The 25,333-nt window shown below is 45.9% G+C and carries 16 protein-coding genes; 8 read left to right on the top strand and 8 right to left on the bottom strand.

The window, feature by feature from the left end; all coding sequences use genetic code 11:
• Positions 1-32: 32 nt before the first annotated feature.
• The 3 genes from HGH91_RS04285 (at position 33) to HGH91_RS04275 (ending at position 4,644) form a co-directional block, all read left to right on the top strand.
• On the top strand, positions 33-1,400 hold the full coding sequence (locus HGH91_RS04285; protein WP_168737196.1) for a DUF4270 family protein: 1,368 nt from the start codon (positions 33-35) through the stop codon (positions 1,398-1,400).
• 21 nt (positions 1,401-1,421) lie between these two features.
• On the top strand, positions 1,422-2,678 hold the full coding sequence (metK, locus tag HGH91_RS04280) for a methionine adenosyltransferase (RefSeq protein ID WP_168737195.1): 1,257 nt from the start codon (positions 1,422-1,424) through the stop codon (positions 2,676-2,678).
• Positions 2,679-3,303: 625 nt separating this feature from the next.
• On the top strand, positions 3,304-4,644 hold the full coding sequence (locus HGH91_RS04275) for a right-handed parallel beta-helix repeat-containing protein (protein ID WP_168737194.1): 1,341 nt from the start codon (positions 3,304-3,306) through the stop codon (positions 4,642-4,644).
• A gap of 113 nt (positions 4,645-4,757) precedes the next feature.
• On the opposite strand, the gene HGH91_RS04270 is transcribed toward HGH91_RS04275, so the two are convergent.
• The 8 genes from HGH91_RS04270 to HGH91_RS04235 all read right to left on the bottom strand — a co-directional run bounded on the left by HGH91_RS04270 (position 4,758) and on the right by HGH91_RS04235 (position 19,219).
• Positions 4,758-5,699: an alpha/beta fold hydrolase gene (locus tag HGH91_RS04270; RefSeq protein ID WP_168737193.1), complete on the bottom strand. Its 942-nt coding sequence runs from the start codon at positions 5,697-5,699 to the stop codon at positions 4,758-4,760.
• Between the two features lie 6 nt (positions 5,700-5,705).
• Positions 5,706-6,473 (bottom strand): prolyl oligopeptidase family serine peptidase, encoded by a 768-nt coding sequence (locus HGH91_RS04265; RefSeq protein ID WP_168737192.1) that lies wholly within the window; start codon positions 6,471-6,473, stop codon positions 5,706-5,708.
• A gap of 46 nt (positions 6,474-6,519) precedes the next feature.
• Positions 6,520-7,236 (bottom strand): TolC family protein, encoded by a 717-nt coding sequence (locus HGH91_RS04260; protein WP_168737191.1) that lies wholly within the window; start codon positions 7,234-7,236, stop codon positions 6,520-6,522.
• The gene (locus HGH91_RS31480) at positions 7,233-8,666 is read right to left on the bottom strand and encodes an O-antigen ligase family protein (RefSeq protein WP_168737190.1); all 1,434 of its coding nucleotides are present in this window, start codon (positions 8,664-8,666) and stop codon (positions 7,233-7,235) included. The genes HGH91_RS04260 and HGH91_RS31480 overlap by 4 nt, the downstream gene beginning before the upstream one ends.
• 126 nt (positions 8,667-8,792) lie before the next feature.
• On the bottom strand, positions 8,793-9,857 hold the full coding sequence (locus HGH91_RS04250) for an acyltransferase family protein (protein WP_168737189.1): 1,065 nt from the start codon (positions 9,855-9,857) through the stop codon (positions 8,793-8,795).
• A gap of 23 nt (positions 9,858-9,880) precedes the next feature.
• On the bottom strand, positions 9,881-12,067 hold the full coding sequence (locus tag HGH91_RS04245; RefSeq protein WP_168737188.1) for an exopolysaccharide transport family protein: 2,187 nt from the start codon (positions 12,065-12,067) through the stop codon (positions 9,881-9,883).
• Positions 12,068-12,458: 391 nt separating this feature from the next.
• Positions 12,459-17,735, bottom strand: coding sequence for a fibronectin type III domain-containing protein (locus HGH91_RS04240; RefSeq protein WP_168737187.1), 5,277 nt, complete (start codon positions 17,733-17,735; stop codon positions 12,459-12,461).
• A gap of 392 nt (positions 17,736-18,127) precedes the next feature.
• Positions 18,128-19,219: a glycosyltransferase family 2 protein gene (locus HGH91_RS04235; RefSeq protein ID WP_317166802.1), complete on the bottom strand. Its 1,092-nt coding sequence runs from the start codon at positions 19,217-19,219 to the stop codon at positions 18,128-18,130.
• A gap of 516 nt (positions 19,220-19,735) precedes the next feature.
• On the opposite strand from HGH91_RS04235, the gene HGH91_RS04230 reads away from it, so the two are divergent.
• The 5 genes from HGH91_RS04230 to asnB are packed head-to-tail and all read left to right on the top strand — an operon-like array spanning position 19,736 to position 25,332.
• A complete protein-coding gene (locus HGH91_RS04230) occupies positions 19,736-20,128 on the top strand; it encodes a response regulator (RefSeq protein ID WP_168737186.1) in 393 nt (130 codons plus the stop codon).
• A 45-nt stretch (positions 20,129-20,173) separates the two neighbouring features.
• The gene (locus tag HGH91_RS04225) at positions 20,174-21,328 is read left to right on the top strand and encodes a sugar transferase (protein WP_211092191.1); all 1,155 of its coding nucleotides are present in this window, start codon (positions 20,174-20,176) and stop codon (positions 21,326-21,328) included.
• A complete protein-coding gene (locus tag HGH91_RS04220) occupies positions 21,328-22,536 on the top strand; it encodes a glycosyltransferase (protein ID WP_168737185.1) in 1,209 nt (402 codons plus the stop codon). Before HGH91_RS04225 ends, HGH91_RS04220 begins: the two co-directional genes overlap by 1 nt.
• Positions 22,520-23,443 carry a glycosyltransferase family 2 protein gene (locus tag HGH91_RS04215; protein ID WP_168737184.1) on the top strand — a complete coding sequence of 308 codons (924 nt, stop codon included), beginning with the start codon at positions 22,520-22,522 and terminating at the stop codon, positions 23,441-23,443. The genes HGH91_RS04220 and HGH91_RS04215 overlap by 17 nt, the downstream gene beginning before the upstream one ends.
• Positions 23,431-25,332, top strand: coding sequence for an asparagine synthase (glutamine-hydrolyzing) (asnB, locus tag HGH91_RS04210; RefSeq protein ID WP_168737183.1), 1,902 nt, complete (start codon positions 23,431-23,433; stop codon positions 25,330-25,332). Before HGH91_RS04215 ends, asnB begins: the two co-directional genes overlap by 13 nt.
• Position 25,333 lies beyond the last annotated feature (1 nt).

The following is a 25,333-nucleotide window of genomic DNA, read 5'->3' as shown; positions in this document are numbered from 1 at the left end:
AGTTTAACCAATACTCACTAACAACATAACGCGTGAAGATCAATTTCAGAAACCTTAGTTTCTTAACAACCTATATTACTCTACTGTTTGGCGCCGCAGGTTGTAATAAATCTACCCTCCTCGGAAGTGGCCTTATTCCTCCTGGCGATTTTGTAAATGCACATGACACCGTGATTTCCGGTATCATCGCCAACAACATTCTCCGGTATGATTCCTCTGTTGCAAATGGTAATAGCAGTTACCGGAAAATCCTGGGCTCTATTACTACAGACCCGGTTTTTGGTAAAAGCCATGCCTTCGTATATACGCAGGTATCGCTGCCCAAAAGCGCTTTCACCTTTGACGGAGCCGGACAAACCCTCGATTCTGTAGTATTGTCACTGGCATATGCAGGTTATACGGGAGATTCTTCCACCCCGCAAACGTTCCGCATTTACCGGATGACAGATCCCAAGTTTACGATCGATACCAACTACGCCTATGACAGGGCATTGGGATACGATAAAAGTAATCTCCTGGGCCAGGTAACGGTAACGCCCCTGAGTCTCCGTGATTCGGTAAGCGTTTACGGCAACAAAGAGGCAGCACAGCTGCGTATTAAGCTTAGTCCTGCCTTTGGTAACGAGTTACTCCAGCAGAAATCGGATGGCGCATTTGCCACCGACTCCGCATTCAGGGCTTATCTGAAAGGATTTGCCATTATACCGGATACCCTGCTGGGCACCAACCGGAACATGATTTACCTGTCGCTCAATGATGTAAATACGAAACTGACGGTATTCTACAAGAACTCAGAAAAGGATTCGCTGCGGGCCGTAATGAGCTTCAACCAATATACCAGCGCTCACGCCAACTATTTCGCCAGGAATTACAACGGTTCTCAGGCAGGCCGGTTTATCAATACCGGTAACCCGCAAGGCGACAGTATCCTGTTCCTGAACAACGCGCCTGGTTTGTATACGAAGCTGACTATCCCGGGATTGGAAAACTTTCCTAATGTGATGATCAACAAGGCAGAATTAATCATTACACAAATTACTGCCGGACCTTCTGACATGAATAATATTTTTATTGAACCAGGAAGCTTATCTTTACTGCAATATGGCAATGGGGACTCCACCAAGGTGCCCATCGACTACTATTCATCCGGTGGCCCCAGTTACTATGGAGGAACCCGCCAGGTAATTACTAACTTCGGAGGAATACAGGTAGTCCAGTATACATTTAACCTTGCCAATACGGTACAGCGGTTTATCAAAAAACTCGATGCCAATAATGGTTTCAAGCTGAAAGCGTTGAATACTTCCTCTCTGCCCATAGACGTGGATAGGGTGAAAGTAGGCGGAGGTAATCTGTCGCAATACAATATGAAACTTAGAATTATTTACACTAAACCATAAAACTACTAATCCCAGTTTTTTATGCCTTACTTATTTACATCTGAATCTGTTTCAGAAGGACACCCTGATAAAGTAGCAGATCAGATCTCCGACGCTTTGATTGATAACTTTCTGGCATATGATGCATCATCTAAAGTAGCTTGTGAAACGCTTGTAACTACCGGTCAGGTTGTACTGGCAGGAGAGGTGAAATCAGAGGCATACCTCGATGTACAAGACATCGCGAGAGAAGTAATCCGTAAGATCGGTTATACCAAGAGCGAATATATGTTTGAAGCAAATTCCTGTGGTATCCTGTCTGCTATCCATGAACAATCGCCTGATATCAACCAGGGTGTAGACCGGCAATCTCCTGAAGAGCAGGGTGCTGGTGACCAGGGAATGATGTTTGGCTATGCTACCCGCGAAACCGAGAACTACATGCCGCTGGCGCTCGACCTGGCGCATAAACTGCTGTTGGAACTGGCCGTACTGCGTCGTGAGAATAAAGATATCAAATACTTGCGCCCGGATGCTAAATCCCAGGTAACTATCGAGTATTCTGATGATAATAAACCAGTGAGAATTGATACGATCGTGATCTCTACCCAGCACGATGATTTTGATGCTGATGAAAAAATGCTCGCAAAAATCAAGGAGGATATGATCAATATCCTGATCCCCCGGGTGAAAGCGCAGCTGAAACCAGAACTGCAAAAACTGTTCGATGGTTTCGACATCAATCACCATATCAACCCAACCGGCAAGTTCGTTATTGGTGGCCCTCACGGTGATACCGGCTTAACCGGCCGTAAAATTATCGTAGACACCTACGGTGGTAAAGGTGCTCATGGTGGTGGTGCATTTTCCGGTAAAGATCCTTCCAAAGTAGACCGTTCTGCCGCTTACGCTACCCGTCACATTGCCAAAAACCTGGTAGCTGCAGGCGTTTGTGATGAGATACTGGTACAGGTTTCCTATGCTATCGGCGTTGCTAAACCTTGCGGTATTTATGTGAATACCAACGGCTCTTCCAAAGTGAAAATGACCGATGGTGAAATCGCTAAGAAGATTGAAGAAATCTTTGATATGCGCCCATATGCTATCGAACAGCGCCTGAAACTGCGCAATCCTATCTATAGCGAAACGGCTGCTTATGGCCATATGGGCCGTGAGTCGCAGGTAGTGACCAAAGTGTTCAACAAGGGTAAAAAACATGAAAAATCAGTGGAAGTAGAGCTGTTTACCTGGGAAAAACTGGACTATGTGGATAAAGTAAAAGCAGCATTCGGGTTGTAATAACCAGGATGATATAAATCATAAAACAAAGCAGCCGTTTCAAAACATTTGAAGCGGCTGTTTTGTTTTTAACCTATACCTTTTTAATCATTTAATGCATCATCCACCTCTTTTTTAAGAATGTGGAAAAGTTTTTCAAATTTTTTTTGATTTTTTCAATAAAACTTTATGTATTGTTATTTTTTATATATATATAAAATAATAATACAGTTGATCGGCCTGCGTTTTAGAGTAGGCAAGGACGTTATGGTCTCGGTATATTTTCTGATCAATGTTTGAATCGGGCGATTTATTTTCTCTAACAATGGATAACTTAAAAACACCCCGTTTCCGGCATATAATATTTCGTTTCGGAGGTGCGTTAGAGTGCTGTTTTGTATTCAAAATTCTGGATATTCGCAGCCATAAATTATAATCGGACCGTTTTAATTGTTTCCGGAGACGTTAATATGTGTGCAGTTATTTTTTAGAAAAACCGAGTCCATATCAGATGATCACCATTTGCTATTAAACTTTTAGTAGTAAATATTTTATTGAAACCATACAAATAATTTGAAAAACCATGAGGCATTTTAGCACTGCACGATTGACTATGTTCACGATTTTATCAATTGCCCTGACATATATGATTACAGCGGAAAGCTGTAATAAGGCGCAATTGGACCAACTTAAACCTTCAACACCAACTGATACGGTTGCTACAACAGCACCCATTACCGGAAAGGAATATATACTTGTACCTGATGCTGCCGGCCACCTCGTGGTAGATGGTAGTATTTATAAAGGAGGAGATGTAATAAGCCTTAAAGGAAACTTCGCCGCTGTTGTTTTTAACAACTTACGTGGAAGCGCAGGTAGTCCTATCATTGTTCGTAACGCTACCGGCACTGTTACCACTATTGGAAACCCAACCTGGAACGGTGGATCCTGGGCTACTGCACTCAGCTTCAGCGATTGTCATTATGTAAAAGTAGGAGGTCAGAGCTCAAAATCTAACTTTGTTGTGAGCGGTAGTACACAAAGCAGCAGACAAGCTTATTTTAACGTGGCACTTGCCAAACACTCAGATAACTTTGAAGTAAGCAACATCACCATTCAGAACGGCGGTACCGGTTTGTGGGCAAAAACAGAAGTGGTTGCCAGCGATGCGACTACACAGTATCCAAATTCATACATGGAAAACCTGCTGATACATGACGTATCTATCAGCGGCACTTTCAATGAAGCCATGTATATCGGTCATACCGCTACTTACTGGGACATGACGACCAATGCACCTTATTATGGAGCTCCATCAGGATTTACTTCCGGACAACAGTACGCGCAACCCATCAAATGGCGTAATGTGAAGATCTATAATAACAGCGTATCTGGCAGCGGTGCGGATGGTATTCAAACTTCTGCCATTGATGGCCTGGAAGTATACGGTAACGAAGTAACCAACTGGGCTACCAAACATGGTAGTGCTGATGCAGGTGGTATCTTAATCGGTGGCCGTACCACCAACACCAATGTGCACGATAACTATGTACACGATGGTTGGGGTGAACTTTGCCAGTTCTACGGTTCTGGTGAAAATGGCGCTACGCACATTATCAAAAACAACCTGTTCAGAGACAACCAGCTGGATGGTGTTAGCCTGAGAGGTACCAACAATGCAGTAGTACAAATCGTTAACAACACCATTGCCCGTATTGGTGGTGTGGGTATCCGCATCAATGGTTACCTGGGTATGACTGCTCCGCAGGTTGTTAATTCGAATGCTATCATCCAGCCTCGTACTACTGGTGGCACGATCTATCCTAACGCGTACATCTATACTGAAAATGGTGGTACGGTTACAGAAGGTACCGGTGGCTACGCCAATGCTAAATTACCAACCGTTGACTCAGCGCTGGTGGATATCAACAACTATTACATGCCTATGGCAGGGTCTCCGTTGCTGTCGATTGGCTATAAAAAATAATTCATCTCCCGATACTGCTTCTGTTTAAAACAGTATAGGAGTTACCATATTAAGCAATCGCCATCCTGGTTTACCGGGAGGGCGATTGTTGTTAGATGGCAGGGAAGTGAAAATTAATCCTTTGCCTGCAGGTACTCCCACATGAGGCTATTTACCTGTGTTGGCTGTTCATAATGCGGCATATGTCCCGCACTATCTATTTCATGTACTGCTAAAGTTGGGTATAAGGAGGTGTAAGTATCCAGTTTTTCCCGCGGGAAAAAAGGATCTTGTTTGCCGTAAATCAGCAATATCTTTTGCGGGGCAACCTGTTTTAACAGGTATAACTGGCTCTGGTTGAGCATATTCATCCACGAAGACAGGGTAATACGTTTATAACCGTTAAAATTGTAGAAGTACTTCAGCCGTTTGGCATAGTCGTTAAACAAGGGTTGATTGACAAATTCCTTTCGTTGATTTTCAATAGCCCGGGGATACCAGTACCCACTCATCAAAATATCAGAAATGACGGGAACTTTCAGGAATGGACTGGGATGGAGATCTCCGCTGGCAGCAGGACCCAGTAAAATGATCTGTTTTACCTGGCTGGCATGCGTGGCCGCATAGTCCAGTCCGATCGCTGCTCCCATCGACATCGCAATCAAATCAAAGGGCTGGTGAATGCCCAGCGTATCCAGCAGGCTGCTGAGCTGCCGGCGATACAGCAGCAGGTCATAAGTAGTTTCCGGCCGGTCGGAATACCCCCGGCCGTACAGATCGTAGGTAAGTACCCGGTAGCCTTTAGACAGGAGAAAGGGCACATTGTATTTCCATACTTCCATGCCACTGGAGCCGCCGCCATGAATCAGTACCAATAATCTGGCCGTATCGGGGCCTGACAAGCGGTAATGCACCAGGCCTTGCGGGAGCCGGATAAACCGCCCGGGAGCGGCTGCTCTCGCGGCTTCATTCATGACAGCAGTTTCCTGCCTGCTTTTAAAGAGCAGGAAACCTGATATGAACACCACCAATGCTCCGGCGCCCGTAATACATAACCACTTTTTAAAAGAAGCCATACCTGGTTATCGTTTGAATTGCAGCAGCCATTCGTAAATATTCATTCCATTCTCCCGATAGGAGGGGTTGTAATATTGTTCCCAGCAGCAGTGCTTATGGTCACCAATCGTTAGTTTGGTAAGCCCGGGTTTATATTTATTGGTACTGTCGGCAAACAGCTTGCAATTGCCCAGGAATACCGGCTCTTCAATGCCCCCGAAATACCATACGTGGATATTGTTTTGCGCTGTTACCTGGAAGCTTTTCAGGTTTTCTGCGTCGATCGTGGCGGGCGACATATTTACAGCAGCAGCGATTCGCTTCGCCATTCGTTTGTCGGTAACCGCCATTCCTACCGACCATCCGCCGGCGCTATAGCCGGTGATATATACACGGGAAGAATCGATAGGATATCTTTTCAGTACATCCGTCAGCGCAGCATCCAGGTGTTCCGGGCCCAGTGACCAGCTGGTGGCCAATGGCGCCAGGACAATGAACTCATATTTTTTGCCGTCTGTTTTGTTGACAGCATCTATGTTTTTGCCCTCATGCATTTGCCGGGCCACCCCTTGTCTGAATATCTTTGTCAGGTCCGTACCGGCAATACTTCTGCCATGCAGGCAGATTAATATCGGGTAACGTTTACCAGGTTTCATATTATCCGGCAGCTTTAGCAAAGCCGGTATATGATGCCAGGGCGTTATCTGCACCTGTATCGCCTGAAATGGTTTTAAATCCTGCGCTGCCAACACCATTGTCTGCAGCATTAATCCAATTACTAACGTCAATCTCATTGTACAAATTTATTTGCCGGCATACTTCCACCGGCAGCCCCCCTGATTATAAATGCAGCAGTACTTCTTCCATAGAACTACCGATAATACCTTCCAGCGCTATTTTAGATTGTTTTACATCTCTTTCCAACGCTACTTTTCTTACCATTTCAGCATTGTAAAGACGATACGCTTCATTTAAAGTTTCTACCTGCGTATTCTGATCGGCTTTGGAAAACCTGGATTCTACCTGTTTGTAGTGGTTGTAGGCATCTTCCAGTAATGGCAATTGCAGCTCATACAATTGTTTGTTGGCGGCATAGTCTTCGTAGGCTCTCAGTACCGCTGCTTTCAGCGCCAGTTTACCGGTTTCTTTTTGTTGTTCCAGTGCTTTGCCGTTTGCCTTGGCTATTTTAACATCGTTAGGAATGCTGATCAGGTGGCCAATGGGAACCATTACCCCGAAGTTGTATCTTGGATACAGGGTATTATTGTTGGTAGTACCACTTCCTTTGATGGTGAACTCGTTGAGGTTACCCGCAGCGGTGAGCATATCCAGCCAGCTTGCTTTAGCTTTATTTTCTTCATATTTAGAAATCTGTTTCTTAAAATCGATTTCTTTTAACTGGGGATTCTGATAGGCCAGTTCTACCAGTCTTTCCTTTAACCGGGCAACAGTAGGCTGATCGGCGGGTAAACGCAGCAGGACAGCGGTGTCGGCTTGCTGGGCCTTCGCTATAGTTCCTGTGAATGCTACCAATAAAAATAATAATACGCGTTTCATGATGTGATGTTTGGAGATGATAGTAGATATTTTAACTTTATAGTGATCCCATTTAAGCCATAGTACAGCAGGGCAGATTCAATCAATCCGGACGATTCCTGGGCATACATACTCACCACTATGGCAAACATGACGCAGAGAATGACCAGGGTAAACTGCTTTTCCGTTTCCGTTCGCGCAGCAAAATAGTTTGACACCATGTACCGCATCATGATGAAAATATTGATCAACACTAGCGTCAGGCCAATTAAGCCCTGTTCCAGTACGGTACGCAGGTAACCGCTGTCGGGAGGAAATCCATCCAGCTCACTACCCGAACCCGGTTCACAGCTGAGAAAACCTCCACCGATCGGGTGTTTGAAGATATAAGGCTGAATACGATGCCTGTTTACTTCCCTTACATTGAGAGAAGCGTCTTCCGAACCCGAGAAGGCGCTACGCATCCTGATCACAGTAGAGTTGCCGTGGAACGGACCAAACATCAATACCAGGAAGGCCATTACAAACACCAGCGCGCCGATAATCGTGTTGCGGTGCCGCATATTCACAAACACCATGATCAGAAGGCCCATAGGCACCATAACGTATGCGGTACGCGTGCCGGAAAATCCCAGGGCCATAAACTGCAGTATCAATGAAAATACCAGGAAAGCCTTTTTCGCCGGAGAAATCAGTTTCATGGAACTCGTGAGCAGCACGATATTGATAATGCAGCCACAGGCCATGATCACCCCGAATACTGCCGGATCAGACACAAAGGAGAAGATGCGGATACCGGTTAAGATCAGTACGGTCTTAAATTTTTCCGGGTACCTCGCAATATAGGCCTTCTCAAAAGGCATCAGCCCAAACCATTGCTGGATACAGGCATAGAAAGCCGCGATGGTAAGCATGATGATCCAGAACTTCAGGTAGAATTTCAGGTCATCCATATTTCTCACAATTCTCATCACCAGGTACATGGCTACCATATTACGTACATATACCCGGGCAAAGGTAGTCCAGCCATGCCGGTCGTATACAAACGCCGGGTTGAAGAACTGCAACAGGATATACCCGCCATATATATAGAAAGTAATGATGGCAGGATCCCGCAGGAAGTCTACCTTTTTGATATTATTATCTTCCTGTTTTAGCAAACTGCCGACCAGCGTTATCAGCAGGATGGCATCTATCAGCACGCCCACGGGGATTTCTGTGCCAGACATTCGCTCCAGCAATCGAACAGTCAGCGCTACGGTGCAGGAAATAAAATAACCTGCCCGGTAATTCAGCACGGAAATTAACGCTACGCTAATACCTACTACCCCACCTATCAGCAAAGCAGTGTACTTTACCTCCTGGGAGCTTGTATAGGCAATAACTGGTACAAGTATTACCCAGCAGATAATAATGAAGATGTTGAAGATATTTTTTTTCGCTACTTCCACTGAATAGAATTTATAAGAAAACTATTTTAACCGCCATAGCGATAATTGTGAGCACTATAAAAATGAGGATCAGCACCTGGTGCAGGTGTTGGTCAATTGGCTTATTTTTAGTTTGCTTTTTCATGTTTAAGATGGCAATGCTGTTTTATTATTGGCGTTATGCTGACCAAATGGTCCTGTAAACAACCAGCCGCATTTTAATTGTATCAATACCCGGTAAGCGATAATCGACAGGAAGATGGAAGTGGGTATCAATGCCAGTAAAAGCACTATGCCATTGCTGATACCTATTCCCACCAATACTGCGCGCAATACCGCGAATATGGTAATGTGCAGCAGGTAGATGTACAACGAATAATGACCTATTACGCCCAGGAATCCCATCAGTTGACGTTTGGCCAGCCAGGACGAAAGCATCATCACAAACAAACATCCATTGAGTGCAATCAGCATCAGGACATACAGGCTCATTTGCTGATGATACAGGTAATACCATTGCAATAAACCAAATACTGGCGCGAGCAGCAGCAGGTTAATTGGGTTGGAAAACTGCCTTTGCGTTTTTTCCTCGAAAAAATAGCCGGAGGCTATGTCCCCGATGGCAAAGTAAATATAGTGTATCGCTATATCGTAAAAGGTGCTGACCGGCTGCACATAGGGCGCTATCCCCAACAACGCCAGTCCAATGACCAGTTGCCATGCTTTTCGTTCTTTTATTGCGAGCGATGACAGTAAGTACAGCATCGTTACATTAAACAGGGCAAACAGGTACCACAGCTGATCCAGCTTTCTCGGCTGAATAAAAATGTTCAGATAATCAGCGATGGAACGGGTAGCATTACTATAGTCTGAAAATAATATCTGCAGGGTGATCTGGATCACCGCCCAAAGCAGGTATGGATATAGTAATGTATTCACTTTGTTCACCAGGAATGTTCCGGGACCACGTTTTCCTACACTTCTGCTGAAGAAAATGCCTGACAGTAAAAAAAAGAGCGGCATCCTGAAACTGTATAACATATCGTTGGTAGCCAGTACTTGCTTGGGTAATACAATGTCGCTGGCTACAAGCCCATAGGCCAAATGCCGGTATACAACCAGGATAATAGCGATGCCTTTTGCATAGTCAATCCAGGCGTAGCGCGACGCTTTATTCTCGGGGCGTAAACTAAATATGTCGTGAAGTTTCAAAGGACCTTTAATTTTAGAGAAGTTTACAATTCTATGTAATCCTCCTTAACGTTATTCAAGACAGCTCCCAGGAACTTGTCGCCGAGCGATTCCAGGAATTCGGATGATTCCCGGTCTATTTGTTTCATTTTTAAGTGAGAAGAAAAGATGGCGATCACTCCTTCTGCATATACAGATAACTCACGGCTGTCGGTGAAATCGTTCAGTGGTGCACCTTCCATTAAGATGTAATCGTAATATTGCTTGAGCTCTGGCAGGTAGTTGAGCAGGTGATTGGGAGGCAAAATTTCGGAAGGGGTATAATCACCACCCCGGCAGCCAATCACTTCAATACCTGGCGCTTCATATGTTGTCACAATCGCTTTCACTTTTTCGATGCTGAATTCAGCAGGGGGTACAGAAAAGAACTCCAGTGTAGGCTTGGCTTCCATCTGTACGCTCAGATCATTGTTACAGAAGTTGGTGTCGATCACCAATACTTTTTTGTTGCTCAGGCTCAGGCTATAGGCCACTGCCTGCAGCAGGGTGGTTTTACCCTGCTGGGGTTCTGTACTGGTAAACAGGAATACCTTGCGGCCGCTGCTTTCCAGCTCATACCGGAGTTTGCGCAGCAACTCGCGGAAAATATTTTGTCTTTTCAGCCATTGCGATTCATCTGCTTTCCGTTGTAATATTTCCAGCAGTTTATAGCGCTGCAGGTTAGCGTGGTTGATGGTAGCAATGAGCTTCAAATCGGAAGTGCGGTTGAAAATGGAAGGAGATTTCAGGGAGTTATCCATAAACTCTTTGAACAGGATACTGATACAGGCAATCATGAAAACGGCCATACCAGACATACCCATGATCACCAGGCGTTTGGACGATTCCGGTGTAAAGGCAGGTTGTCCTATTAGTGTTTGGCGGAAGTTATCCTGTGGTACGTTGCGGTTGTCCAGGGCAGATCCCAATTTTTCTTTCAGTTTATTATATTCTTCCTGTGCCAGGGTAACTTCCTGTTGCAGTGAGGTAACGGTAGCTTCTTTATTGGCGTAGGAACCAACAGAGGAGCGCAGGTTACGGATTTTATTCTCCAGGGCGCTGATGTTCAGCCTGGAGGCGCTTACCTGTGCTTCCAGTGCTTCCTTGCTCTGCAGTAATTCTTCTTTGCTGCTTACTTTACCGGAAGGGGTAGAAGCATCCAGCATGGCTTTTTGCAGGCGGGCGCGCTGTGTTTTTATTTTATCGGCCAGCGCATTGTCGGTAGAGCCGCCGTTCACATATTGATCATTCAGGTCGTTGATTTGTCTTCTCAGCGAAATGATTTCGGCATTTGAGTTGGAATAGGCAGGCTTGCCACTATTGGCCTGGGCTAATTGCATGCTGATGTTATTGAGAGAAGCCTGCAGGTTGTTGTAGTTAGCCCTTTCATCGGAGAGGGATTTTTCAAATTGTTTGATCAGGTCCCACTCGTTGCCACTGGCTGTTTCTACGTTCAACACACCCTGGGCAGTTTTATATCCCCTGAGTGCTTCTACTTTCTGATCCAGTTCCCGTTTTTTCTGTTCTACCAGCGCTTCAAATGTTTCTACGTTTTCTACAGAGCGTTCGGAACGGGAGCTGCGATAAAAGCGGATAAATTCTTTATAGAGTGTATTTACCGCGTAGGCAGACAACTCCGGATTTTCTGAATAGCAAATGATGTTGATATAGTCTGTACGCTGAAGGCGTCCTACCAGCATCATTTTACGGATGCTCTCATAATCGTATTTATAGAGTTTCATAAACTCAAGGATCCTCCTTTCTTCTGGAACGGAAGAGGAGAGTATCTGCAGGGAATCAATTTTCTGGCGGCATACCCGGGCAATTTCTTCTTTATTGGCCGAGAGGTATACCGGTTTTTTCAGCTCCTGTTCTGTAAGCTGACGGAAAGGTTTATTGCTGGTGAGATCATGCAGCATCAGGTTACAGGACAACAGCCCGGTAACGAGTGGCGAATTAATATTTTCTATGACGTTATCAAATTTAACGTCTGCCTCAAACAGGTTAACATTTTCATCTCTTAATTTAATCTGCTCGTTGGTAGTGTATCCGGTCGCCATTTGGGCGGTGGATGCGTATAATTTGGGTTTACCGATGGTAAAGGCAAAGGCTGCAGCCACTGCAGCGATGGTGCTGAGCAGTATCCACCATTTCTTTTTGAGTAACGCCTTTATGAAATACACGATGTCCATATATAATTTTTCCTTTTGCTAAAATTTACTGTAATACGCAGAGGAGGAGCATGGATATACATGTATAGAAGTCCTGTCCCGGCGCAGATACTGGAGTGTCAGAGGAGATGGTAAAAAATCTAACTAATGTTGGGCTTATTGCCCTTCAAATTCTGGTTTTATCGAGGATGAGGTTATGGGGGAGATATCCGGGAGAACATAAGTATCCTGGTATATCCGGTTATGAGTCAAAGGTAAAAGATTATATTAAAAGACACTTTATTTTTAAGCGAAACATAAATTTTAGTTGGTTATCGCTGAAGTTTGGGGGGTAACGCAAATTTAACTAAAAGAAAACCGCCCCGAAAATTTCGGAGCGGTTCTACTTTGATCATAATCATTCAGTTACAACTCAATTTCCCTTGACAAGTTTAACGCTCTTGGTTTCGCCGGTCGAAGTAGTCATCTTCAGAATATAAATACCTGGTAAGCTGATACTGCTCCTGGTGTTGATCCGGATGAGGTTCTTACCTTGCGGTACTTCCTTCCGGGTTTCTGTATAGAGGCGTTTACCGCTGAGGTCAGTAATTTCTATCATCATCACAGGCGCTGACTTCCGTAAGGTCATATCTATGGCCAGGTTATCTACATATGGATTTGGATAGATATTGGCCTGGATACTGCCTTTATTAGCACCGTCTGATGTCAGGGCAAGCTGATGGTTCGTTACATCTGCCACCATTGTCTTTGCAGTGTTTAAGGTCTGGACATTGGAGGTGGCATCAATTTCCATGGCATTCAGGTAGCCTACCTGGCCGCCTGCCGGGATGCTGAGGGTGAAGGCAATTTCACCATTGGCATCTGCTGTCAGGTTGGCGAAGTCGGCAGTAGTGGTGGTATTGTTTTGTGCATACAGCGTTTTGCTGACGCCGTTGATCGTAAACTGGGTGCTGCCATTGTCTGGTTGCGGCGCCCACCATTTACTGTCTGACAGGAATTTGATGGTATAAGTAGTATTCGCGCTTAAACCGGTCAGGTGTCCGTGCATTACCGGGGCGCCGTTAAAGAAGCCTGGCAGTGATCCGAAGTACAGGTATTCCTGGAGTACCACATCAGGATAAACACCGCTGTTGTTACCGGTAGTTGCACCTTCTACGCCGGCAGCCCACCAGCTTTCGTCGAATCTCATTCCTACGGTAGTCGTCTGGCCCTGGTCATTTTTCAGGCCGGATACAGTGCCGTTGGCAAGGTTATTCCATGGAGCCGGAGCCGTGTTGTTGAGTTTAAAGTTCAGGTACAGCTTGTAGCTGCCGCTTGAACCAGCTGGCGTATTCACTGTAATGCTGAACGTAGTGGTATCTGCGGCGCCATAAGAATCCCTGGCAATCACCTGGACATTGTTAAAGGTGCCTGAGGTACCCATTGGAGGTGCAATAGACAGGGATTCACTACCACCTGACTGTACCAGCGTTACGAAAGATGGCTGGTTAACCATGCTATAGCTGATCGGGTTACCATCCGGATCGCTGGCCACTACCGGCACGCTGAGGGTAGTACCTGCATCCAGTGTCTGGTTGCTGATATCAGTTAATACCGGTGGATGGTTAGTTGTTACGGTAGTATCGCCTACGCCGCCGGCATCAATTTCCATGGCATTCAGGTAGCCTACCTGGCCGCCAGCAGGGATGCTGAGCGTGAATTTGATTTCACCATTGGCATCTGCCGATACGTTTTGGAATACAGCGAGATTGCTGGTATTGTTTTGCGCACGCAGTGTTTGGCTAACACCATTGATGGTGTATTGTGTACTACCATTGTCTGGTTGAGGCGCCCACCATTTACTGTCGCAGATGAACTTCACGGTGTAAGTCCTGTTTGTTTCCAGGCCGGTAATATGACCGTGCATGGAAGGTGCACCGGTGAAGAATCCAGGCAGAGAACCGAAATACAGGTATTCTGCCAGCACGGAATCAGGATATACACCGCTGTTGTTACCGGTAACAGCACCTTCTGTACCTGCTGCCCACCAACTTTCATCGAAAGTAAGACCGGCACTGGTTACCCGGCCACCATCATCTTTCAGGTTGGTGGTAGTAGTACCGAAGATATTGTTCCACGGTGCAGCTACGTTGTTGTTGAGTTTGAAGTTGAGGAACAGCTTATAGTTCGGCGTAGGCCTGTCTACTACCGTAAGTGTAAAGCTGCGTACGTCGATACCACCGGCATTATCCGCTGCCTGCAGTTTTACCACATAGGTGCCCGCATCGCTGTATCCTGGCGCTAAAGTCAGGAGGCAGGTGTCGTTGGCGCTTACTATGCTGGCAAAGGCCGGCAATTGCAGGGCTGTCCAGGTAAAGGTATTACCCGGGTTCAGGTCATGCAGGGATACCTTCACAGTGGTGGTAGTGCCTTCATTGACGCTCCATCCGGCTACTGAATCAATCACCGGCGGATAGTTGTCGTTCACTACCAGGTTGAAGAGGGCAGTGTCTTTACCACCGTTGTTATCTGCTGCAATTACGCCGATACCGTTGTAGGTACCCTGTTGTGCCGCCGTAGGCGCCAGGTACAGGGAGGTAACGCCCGCATTTTGCTGCAGGGATACAAAGGCAGGTGCATTATAGAGACTGAAAGTAATCGGATCGTTATCTGCATCCGTAGCGCTTACCGGTATGGACTGCGTAGTACCATAGCGGATAGTCTGGCTGCTGATAGGCGCCATCTTAGGCGGATTATTCAGCGATTTGGTGCCTGCAGCCGCAGTGAATGCGGAGTAACCACCTTCTCCGAAGGCCCTTACTTTATAGTATACAACTGTATTAGCTGCTAACGTAGAGTCAGAGTAGGTTCCCTGGCTGGAAGCGAAGGCGCCCAGTGTTTTAAAGGAGCTGAAATGCAGGCTGTCGGCCAGTGAACGTTGTACTTCATAACCTGTTTCAATGGTGGTGGTATCAGTCCAGGTGAGTTTCACCACGGAAGTAGACAATGCCTGTAAAACGAGGTTAGAAGGCGCTGTTGGCGGCAATGGTTTCGCCGCAGTAGTAGCGCTGGCCACGGTAGTATAGGCAGATTCGCCATACTGACCAATGGCTCTTATTTTATAATAATAAGTGGTGCTGGCGTTAAGTGCAGTATCGGTATATGCAATAGCTGAAGCTGCGGTAGTAGCTACGATATTGTAGGTGCCGGAGCTGCTGGTGCTTCTGTAAATTTCGAAGCCTGTTTCATTGGTACTGTTATCTTTCCAGGTCAGGTTGAGCTTACTGTAATTATTGACAGTAACTGCCAGGTTAGATGGCGCTGCAGGTGCGCTGCCATTTACCACGGAAGTATCCACGAAAGCAACATCCGGAATCAGTGTACGGGTAGTAATACCGGCAGCAGTGCTGGTCCAGTACACGTTCATGGCAGAGCCACCGCCGCCCTGGAAGTAGGTAACGGTAATGGGGTATACACCTGCATTGACAGTTACGGTACCTGAAGCATAGGTGGCGCCGTGTGAACCGTCATTATTGACAGTAGCAGTGGCCAGGTAGGAATATGTTTTATTGAAATACAGCTTGCTGCCATCGTCTGAATAGGTTTCAAACGTATAGGTACCGGTAACCGGGATACGGATGTAACCAGTCCACATGATCGCATAATTGGTGGTAGTGCCAGCCGGTACTATGGACAGATCCGGGACATAGGCCTTACCTGTTTGAGCTGGTGTCAGCGTGCTGAAGTTAGGTAAGCTGGTATAGCTACCATTATAGAACTTGTAAGACAGGTTTGCCTTTTTAGTTCTAACTGTTACCTGGTTACTTGGCGTAGATGTTTTACCCGACAGGTCTTTTGCTTTCACATAGAAGTTGTACAGGGTGCCATCGGTCAGACCGGTAACAGTGGCGGTTAATACATTGCCGACAGACATTTTCAGTACGCCGTTGGCATACACGTCATAACCGGCAATACCCGCATCATCTGTGGCGGCAAGCCAGGTTAATACCACCTGGTTATTGGTATAACTGCTAATGGCTAATGATGGAGGGGCAGAAGGAGCGGAACTATCTGCAACAGTTGTTCCTTTAACTTCAGCAGACACAGGCCCGGCTGCGTTATCATTAACCGGACGTACTTTATAGAAGTAGTTGGTACCAGGTATAAGGTTCACGTCAGTGAAAGTCACCACACCTGAGTTGTTCTTGCCAACTAAAATATATGGCCCACCGCTTTGGGTAGCTCTGTATATTTCAAAGTATTTTTCATTGAAAGCAGGGGTCGGATTCTCTGTCCAGGACAGGGAAATAGACGTTTTGGTGAAGCTGCTTACTACGAGGCTGCCAATTGGGTCCGGACCGTTGATACCGGTGGCATTCACCACCCGGAAGGTGTCGGAATAGGTGCCTATGCAATAATTGGGCGCTGTAACCCTTACCACGTATGCACCAGGTGTAGACGTAGTAAGCGTATTGGTGTTGCTGAGTACAGTTGGGTTACTGCCATTGATCCATTCATACTGGGTCATGCCGGCAGGTACCTGCATAGTAATGCTGGTGCTGCCATCGAGGGCAGGTAATACATTGCTGGCAAGTGCAGGGGAGGTAGTAATAACCGGTGCCGGTGAAGCAGGTTTATAACTTGTCACCAGCGGGGTAGGAGACCATCCGGTCCATCCGGTGGGCAACTGTCCCCTAACACGATAACTACCCGGCAGGGTTACTACCAGGGAGTCGGCTGTACCAGTGTAAACGGTAACGCCATCTTTTTGCCATTCATATTGCTGGAATCCGGGTGCTATACCAATGGTAATCGACTGCCCGGCACAGAAGGTCGTAGATCCAAACAGGGGCCAGGGATTTAGCCGGTTGGCCCTCAGCATGAATGGCGCAAAGTCAGGTTCATTCCAGGCGTCCACCCAGGTATTATGCGGATCATTTGGATATGTAGTGAGTTTGAAGTCACTACCTGCCGCCACAATTTGTGCTGCTACCTGGTTGGTAGTATAAGGAGCGGGGTTACCGTCCTGGCCACCCTGGAAGAGCCACAGGGGAGTGAATTTATAACTATTGATGTGATTGGCATAATCCAGCGTCATGGCGCTCATAGGGAGGAAGCAAGCAGTCAGCTGGGGATAGCGTAATGCAAACTCCCAGGTACCCCATCCACCACCGGATAAACCGTTAACGCATAAACGATCGGGGTCGCCTTTACAGGAAGCCACAATAGAATCTACTACTTCTTTCAGGTTATCGTAATCGTTGGGCCCCCAATAGCCGCCCTGGCTTTGGGGATAGATCAGGTAACCATCGAATGTACCGGCGTCAACACGGGAAGCCCACAGCTGGCCGCCCCACAATAACTGGAATTCGTTATCGTAAATTGTTCCTTTTTCTCCTACACCATGGAAGAACAGGTAGATGGGATATTTTTTTCCATCATTGGTGCCAGGGACGTAGGTCTTAGGGAATTTGAGACGAAACGCCATGTTCTTATAAATGTAACATTTATAAGAATCGGTGTTGTAGCTCATTCTTACTGTTCTTACCCATTTTACGATTTTGTCGTACTGCGGAGTGGCAGGAGGGTTGGCAGAGTTGTAAGTGATCACCGGATCACTGGGGTTTAATGCCGTTTGCGCATTGGCTTCGTGGAGAAAGCCCAATGCAAGCAGCATCATAAGGAGCATGCGGTGTAAAGTTCGATTCATAGAAGTATATTGTATTGCGTGATCCTACAGCTTTCGGCATGACTGAAGGAATAAAAATGTCACAGTTAAAACTCCGGGAAACCGGAATTGCGTTTCGTTCAGAGGAGATGGTAAAAATTACTGGCTGTATCAGACACTCGTCTGTCAGCATGGTGGCTTTGTCGAAGGATAAGGCTGAGGGGAAATGGTGGTCAGGGAATTAACTTATTCACTGATGTCGTTGCATTGTCTGTCCATTCAAAAAGCAGGACACTATCTCTTTATTCAATTTCCTTTATTCCCTGCTAAAATAAATAACTGTTCGTATATATTATATTTTTTTTGGTAAACGGCGTCTTTTGGCTGGTAAACGCGAACATCTGCCTTGTGAATAAAAAAAGCAAAGGGGGCAATTACTGCACGGCTACACTTCTTTGCGCCCGTTCCCAAACGGCGGATTGTCGCTTCCTGAAATAGCGTATGCAACCGATGTAAACCGCTACATTCATAAATACGAAATAGAATGGGATATAAAAGTATTTCACTTTTTTCTGGCGTTTAGCGAGAAGATAACCTACGAGCGCAGCTCCATAGAAGCAGACTTGTGCGATGCACGTCACAACATAAATATTGCCTGCCTGACCGATCACCAATAAGGTGTTACTAATGATGGCCAGGAGCAGCGATAAGGGGGCCAGGGTCCACCGGAGTACCCGGTGGGAAATGTATTGCCACGTAATTTTGGGATAGCGGAAAGGGTTGAGCAGCGGGAGCAGGCGGCCCATTGACTGGAACCCGCCGGCAGATATCCTTACTTTACGTTTATATTCTTCTCCAAGGGAGGCAGAAGAAGTTTCCATGGCATAGGCTGCTGGTTCATACATCACTTTATATCCTTTCATATTGATACGGAAAGAGATCATAAAGTCATCCAGGATCGTATCTTCTTCCGGGTGTTCGTACAGCGCCGTACGTAGGGCGATGAGTTCGCCCGCCGCGCCCATGACACTGTAGAGCTCCGCATCCCATTTTTTGAGCAGGGACTCATATTTCCAGTACATGCCTTCTCCCTCGGCTTCTGCGCCGCCGGTGGTGGGCATCACCTTTTTTTCTCCGGCCACTACGCCGGTAGCAGGATCAGCAAAGTGTTGCATGAGCAGGGACACGGCGCTGGGATTCAATAGCGTGTTGGCATCCGACAGTACCACAAAGGGAGTGTGTACCTGTTCCATGGCGCGATTGACAGCGGCCATTTTACCCTTGCGCTGAGGATGATATAATAAAGTTACCTGTGGATACTGTGCTATTATTTCATTGGTGCGATCCGATGATCCGTCTGTTACAAAAATGAAACGGATTTTATCGGCAGGGTAGTCCATCGCCAGGCTGTTCTTTATTTTTTCGGCGATAAAATCTTCTTCATTATAGGCGGCAACAAGAAAAGTTACAGAGGGAATAAAGGATGAGTCGCCATGCTGTGAATGCCCGTGTAATAAACGCTTCACACGTATAACGAAATATAATAGCAGGCCATATCCTACATAACTGTAGCATACTATAAAAAGGCTTAGCCAAAAGATCACAGACAAAAAGGTGGACATAGCAGCAAAACTTAAAGGGGCTTATTTGTTTTCTTCACAAAAGTATTGTAATTTAAATGATACGCAAATCGTAATTTGTGTTAGTTCATGCTCCAGAGCACTTTATTGAAATGTAAATGACCGTTTACCTCAAAAATTACAACACTTACCCTCCAATTTGGGTCGTTTACAAAAAAAAATATCGCTGGTATTTTTAAAACTATACTTTTGCTTTCATATTCATCGAGTGAAGATTCGGGAATACACAACAAGCATGAAAAAACCATTTTTCCTCTCTCATATCCCCTGCAAAGACCGCATTAGGTAACTTACCTGACTGATAATTGACCAGATCCCATCAAAAGCCTTCGGGAGTTTGCGCTAAAATTTTTGCAAACCACCATGTAACAGTTTTAAATAATTGTTTGAAAAGAAGGTATAATGAAAAAGAAAATTTTAATAATAGATGATAGTATGCCGATGCGTTATTTGCTGGAGGCGGTTTTAGGGAAGGAGTATTCCGTGGTAACAGCGCAGGACGGCTTGGTAGCAATTACCTGGTTACTGAATGGTAACAAAGCAGATTTAATTATTACCGATTTACAGATGCCTAATATTGATGGATGGGAACTGCTGGACTACCTGTCGGGTAGCTATTTATACCAGGATACGCCCGTAATGGTGCTGTCTGGGTTTTATGCCGACAAAACCAATGATCTGACTGCGCGGTACAATAGTGTAAGAGAAGTGTTGCAGAAGCCATTTGATCCAATGCAGCTATTAAATAAGGTGGACTTTATCCTGGAGAAGCAGTTAAGCGCCACCGCTATTTAATGAATATGTTATTGTCACAAACGAATACACTACAATTTTTAACCGATGAATACCATTACCCCCAATTTACTGCAAGTTAAGAGCATCAGAGGTGTGGAAGTAAATAGAAACAGTTTACTCACCCAGGTAGCAGATGCTGAAAGCGTGGTGCTTTTTGTGGGCAAACCCAACAAAGCCATGCTGGCGGAAAATAGTCAGTTTAGATGTGTCGTGACAGAGCAAGTAGAGGATGCAAGAAAAGTAATTCATCAGCTGCAGCATGTTTTCAAGAAAATGCCTTCAGCGATCATTTATGGGTTTGACAGCAACTATGAAACAACATTAACGGAATGGGATGCTTTTTTTAACAGCCACCAGTTTCTGGGTTCTATTCCTTTCTTCGTATATGTAGATAAAGGATTTGATGAACTGAAACCCCTGGTTGCCCGTTATAACTTTATTGATGATATTATTACCACCGACGCGTGGCATATGCTGAACAATAAAATTGCTATTGTCAGCAAGTTCAAGCGCATGCGTACGTTTCCTGTTTATAAAAGCAGCAGCCTGCGTACCCGCTTATATTCCGGCAAGTTTTACAGTAACCTGCTCAAACGTACCCTGGATATTACCCTGGCTGCCGGTGGCCTGATCGTGTTAAGCCCCGTCCTGCTGGTTATTGCAGTGATGATCAGACTGGAGTCAAAAGGTCCTGTATTTTATGCCGCCAAACGTGCCGGCAGGAACTATCGCGTATTTAAGTTTTATAAGTTCCGTACCATGATACCAGATGCGGATAAGCAACTGGATAAAATTAAACATCTCAACCAATACGATGATGGTCAGGGCAACGGACCTACCTTCATTAAAGTTTCCAACGATCCAAGGGTTACCAAATTGGGCAGCTTCCTGCGCAATACCAGCCTGGACGAAATTCCCCAGCTCCTGAACGTAATCAAGGGAGATATGTCGCTCGTAGGCAATCGTCCTTTACCATTATATGAGGCTACCACGCTGACCACCGACCAATGGGTGGAAAGATTCCTGGCGCCTGCCGGCATCACCGGTCTTTGGCAGGTAAGCAAAAGGGGAAAGAAGGAAATGTCTGTACAGGAAAGAATAGACCTGGATATTAACTACGCACATAACCGCTCCTTCAGATATGATATGTGGCTGATGGCAAGCACACCATTTGCCCTTGTACAAAAAGATAATGTATAATGATAGCTACTATAGAAGTAATACTGTTTGTTTACCTGGCCGGTTGCGTATTGTATAATCTTTTGTTATCCATAGCAGGTCGCCTGAGCCGCAAAAAAAAGATTAGCTACGAAGAAACGACTGCTTTTGCAAAGATCGCAATACTTATTCCTGCCTATAAGGAGGACAGTATTATCTTATCGACGGTGAATAGTTATAATCGCTTACGTTACCCGCTTACCAGGTTTGAAGTAGTGGTAATAGCTGATTCTCTCCAGCCGAGAACGCTGGAAGAGCTGGCAGCTACCGGGGCCAACGTGATCGCTGTTAAATTTGATAAAAGTACCAAAGCCAAATCACTGAATGTGGCATTTGAGAAATTGGGTGATAATTATGATATGGCCCTGATCTGCGATGCCGACAATATGCTGGAAGAAGACTTTTTATTAAAGATCAATCACGCTTATCAGCAAGGATATCACGCTATACAAGGTCAACGGGTAGCAAAGAATCTCGATACGCCTTTTGCTATACTGGACGCCGCCAATGAAATTATAGCGAATCATCTTTACCGTAAAGGCGCTAACGCATTGGGTTTGTCATCTTCTGTTATCGGATCCGGTATGGCGTTTCATTACCCGCTAATCAAACAGATATTAAGCGAAATACAGGCTACCGGTGGATTTGATAAAGTGTTACAACTGCTGGTAATAGAAAAGGGGCATAGCATCCACTACCTGGAAGACGCCTACGTATTTGACGAGAAAATTACGCATGCGGCCGTATTTGAAAACCAGCGTAAACGTTGGATGTCCAGTCAATTGGTGTATTTACGCACTTACTGGCGCGCCGGATGGAAAGCTCTTTTCAGGGGTAATATCAACTACTTTAACCTGGCCGTTTGCCAGAATGCGTTATTGCCAAGGATGTTGCTCCTGGCCGCACTAACGTTCATTACCGCTCTTTGTTTCCTGTTGCAGTCTTTTATGGTTATTCCGGCTTATGTGTGGGCAGGGCTGTTTATGGCAAATATGCTGAGTCTCCTGTTGCCCATCCCGGGAAAGTTTTTCAGGAAATACCTGGTTACCGCCATGATCGCATTGCCCAGGGCCATCGGTATTATGATATTATTGTTGTTCCGCCTCAAAGGCGCCGACAAAACATTCATTCACACTACTCATACACAAACGGGTATTAATAACCCTTTATTAGATGCAGCCAGAAAATAATACATATTATCCACTGGTATCCATTATCACTGTTAATTACAATAACGCTAAAGTAACAGTGGAACTGATGGCGTCGCTCAAACGCATCAGCTACCCCCGCCTGGAAGTGATTGTGGTTGACAACGCCTCTGCCGAAAACCCCACCGGGGCCATCCAGCAGGAATACCCTGCTGCCAGGGTTATACTGAGTGAACAGAATCTCGGATTCGCAGGGGGCAATAACCTGGGTATAAAAGCCGCTACGGGTGAATACCTGTTCCTGGTCAACAATGATACAGAATTTACCGAAGGCCTGATAGAAGGATTACTGGAAGTGTTTAGCCAGCATCCCGATGCAGGTGTAGTAAGTCCAAAATTTCATTACTTCTTTCAAAAAGGCACTATCGAATACGCCGGTTATAAAGCCGTAGATACGCTCACCGGCAGGAACAGCATGATCGGTTGCCGGGAAACGGACAAGGGCCAGTATGATGCGTTTACAGAAACACATTATGCACATGGTGGCGCTATGATGGTGTCTGCTGCTGCTTTACAAAAGGTAGGCCTCATGCCGGAAGTATATTTCCTGTACTACGAGGAATTTGATTGGTGTGAACAATTCAAACGCCAGGGATATAAGATATACTACCAGTATAAATCCCTGATCTATCATAAAGAGTCGATGACTACCGGGAAGAATAGCCCGCTGAAAACATACTACATTACACGCAACCGGATATTATTCATGCGAAGGAATGTTAAACTGCCAGCCCGGATGTTTTTTATGTTGTACTTTATCTTTTTCACCATCCCCAAAAACACGGCGCAGTTTCTATTAAAAAGGGAATCCGTTCATATGAAAGCATTCTGGAATGGCATTTTCTGGAACCTTAAACATCCTAAACCAGATAATATATGTGTGGCATAGCAGGGTTTATTGATTTTACCCAAAAATCAGATACAGGTATATTACGCAGTATGACGGATGCGATGGCACATCGCGGACCTAACGATGCCGGGTATGAGGTGTATGAACATCCACATGCTTCCATCGGTTTGGGGCAACGCCGGCTGTCGATCCTGGATCTTTCCAGCTCCGGTCATCAGCCCATGCACTTCGAACAATATTCCATTATCTTCAATGGAGAGATATATAATTTTAAAGAGATCAGAACCGAACTGGAAAAGCTGGGTCACAGTTTCCACTCCGGCGCCGATACCGAGGTATTACTAAAAGGCTACGCGCAGTGGCAGGGTAAGATCCTGGATAAATGTATCGGGATGTTCGCCTTTGTGATCTACGACCGCCACGCAGGGGAAGTAGTCCTGTTCCGCGACAGGGCCGGTGTGAAGCCACTGTACTACTACTGGCACAACCGTACGCTGCTTTTTGCTTCCGAGTTAAAGGGACTCTGTGAGCATCCCTCTTTTAAGAAAGAAATTGATGAGAAAAGTCTGTCCCTGTTCCTGCAATACAGCTATATCCCGGCGCCATACACTATCTACAGGAATACGCATAAGCTCAAACCAGGGCACTTGCTGAAAGTATCTCTGGAAAAGGAAGTCATCAGCGAGCATGAGTACTGGAATGTGTTGAATGCGTATAAACAACCGCTGACGCACCTGTCTGAAGGGGATGTGATCCGTCATACCGAAGAGCTGATGCATAGCGCGTATAGCTACCGTATGGTATCCGACGTACCGGTGGGTGTATTTTTAAGCGGTGGATACGATAGCGCCAGCGTGGCGGCCTTACTGCAGTCCAATACCTCCAGCCGTATCAAAACCTTTACTATCGGCTATAAAGAGCCACAGTGGGACGAGTCCAGGGAAGCAAAGAAAATAGCGATGCACCTGGGTACAGAGCACCACGAGTGGATAGTGGGACCTAAAGACGCACAGGAAGTATTGCATCATCTGCCCGAAATATACGATGAGCCCTTTGCTGATAATTCTACCGTACCCACTACGCTGGTGAGCCGTTTTGCCAGTCGGGAAGTGAAAGTAGTGTTGTCTGCGGATGGGGGAGATGAAGTGTTTGCCGGGTACAATAAGTTTAACCAGTCGCTCCGCTATACTGGTAGCTTTCCCCGCCCGATTCAGCGTACCCTGAGTGCGGCGATGTCGGTGGTATCCCCGGAAGTGATTCCTTATTTCAATAAGCAATACAACTTCGCGTCCCGCTACGAGAAAATGAAATTGATCTGGGCCAGTGGAAAGCCACAGCACGCCCTGAAATATATCAGCCAGTATCTCACCGAAAACGAAGTAAACTATTATACCGCCAGCCCGGTAGATGGTTATAAAACCAACTTCGATATGAACGGGGAACTGGATCGCATGAACGATCCGCTGAATCGCTTACTGGCAGTGGATTATAAAACATTCCTGGTAGATAACAACCTGGTAAAGGTCGACAGGGCTACGATGTCTGTTAGCATCGAAGGCCGTGAACCTATGCTGGATCACCGCCTGGTGGAATTCCTTGCCCAGGTGCCTGCCAGCCTGAAAACGAAAGACGGGATCAACAAATATATCCTGAAAACGATCGTACATAAGTATATTCCCAGGCCCCTGATGGAACGCCCCAAAAGACCATTCATTGCGCCTTTGCAGGAGTGGTTCCGCGACGACCTCAAGGAACAGATGCAATATTACTTATCCGGTGAGCGCCTGGCAAAATCCGGTTTGTTCAACGTTCCACATGTAGAGCAACTATTGAATCATTATTTATCCGGCGGAAAGGTGAGTCACCAGAAACTGTGGAACATGCTGGTATTTCAATTATGGTATAGTCGCTGGATTGAAAAATTGTAGT

Source organism: Chitinophaga eiseniae (assembly GCF_012641265.1).
In the GTDB taxonomy this organism is placed as follows: Bacteria; Bacteroidota; Bacteroidia; order Chitinophagales; family Chitinophagaceae; genus Chitinophaga; species Chitinophaga eiseniae_A.
Note: the sequence above shows the minus strand (reverse complement) of the source record. Positions and strands in the feature narration are given on the sequence as shown.

Coding starts and splice junctions, on each gene's coding strand:
- HGH91_RS04220 (WP_168737185.1), top strand. CDS start 21,328: ATGATAGCTACTATAGAAGTAATACTGTTTGTTTACCTGGCCGGTTGC.
- HGH91_RS04260 (WP_168737191.1), bottom strand. CDS start 7,236: ATGAAACGCGTATTATTATTTTTATTGGTAGCATTCACAGGAACTATA.
- HGH91_RS04245 (WP_168737188.1), bottom strand. CDS start 12,067: ATGGACATCGTGTATTTCATAAAGGCGTTACTCAAAAAGAAATGGTGG.
- HGH91_RS04275 (WP_168737194.1), top strand. CDS start 3,304: ATGATTACAGCGGAAAGCTGTAATAAGGCGCAATTGGACCAACTTAAA.
- HGH91_RS04240 (WP_168737187.1), bottom strand. CDS start 17,735: ATGAATCGAACTTTACACCGCATGCTCCTTATGATGCTGCTTGCATTG.
- metK (WP_168737195.1), top strand. CDS start 1,422: ATGCCTTACTTATTTACATCTGAATCTGTTTCAGAAGGACACCCTGAT.
- HGH91_RS04215 (WP_168737184.1), top strand. CDS start 22,520: ATGCAGCCAGAAAATAATACATATTATCCACTGGTATCCATTATCACT.
- HGH91_RS04230 (WP_168737186.1), top strand. CDS start 19,736: ATGAAAAAGAAAATTTTAATAATAGATGATAGTATGCCGATGCGTTAT.
- HGH91_RS04270 (WP_168737193.1), bottom strand. CDS start 5,699: ATGGCTTCTTTTAAAAAGTGGTTATGTATTACGGGCGCCGGAGCATTG.
- HGH91_RS04265 (WP_168737192.1), bottom strand. CDS start 6,473: ATGAGATTGACGTTAGTAATTGGATTAATGCTGCAGACAATGGTGTTG.
- asnB (WP_168737183.1), top strand. CDS start 23,431: ATGTGTGGCATAGCAGGGTTTATTGATTTTACCCAAAAATCAGATACA.
- HGH91_RS04225 (WP_211092191.1), top strand. CDS start 20,174: ATGAATACCATTACCCCCAATTTACTGCAAGTTAAGAGCATCAGAGGT.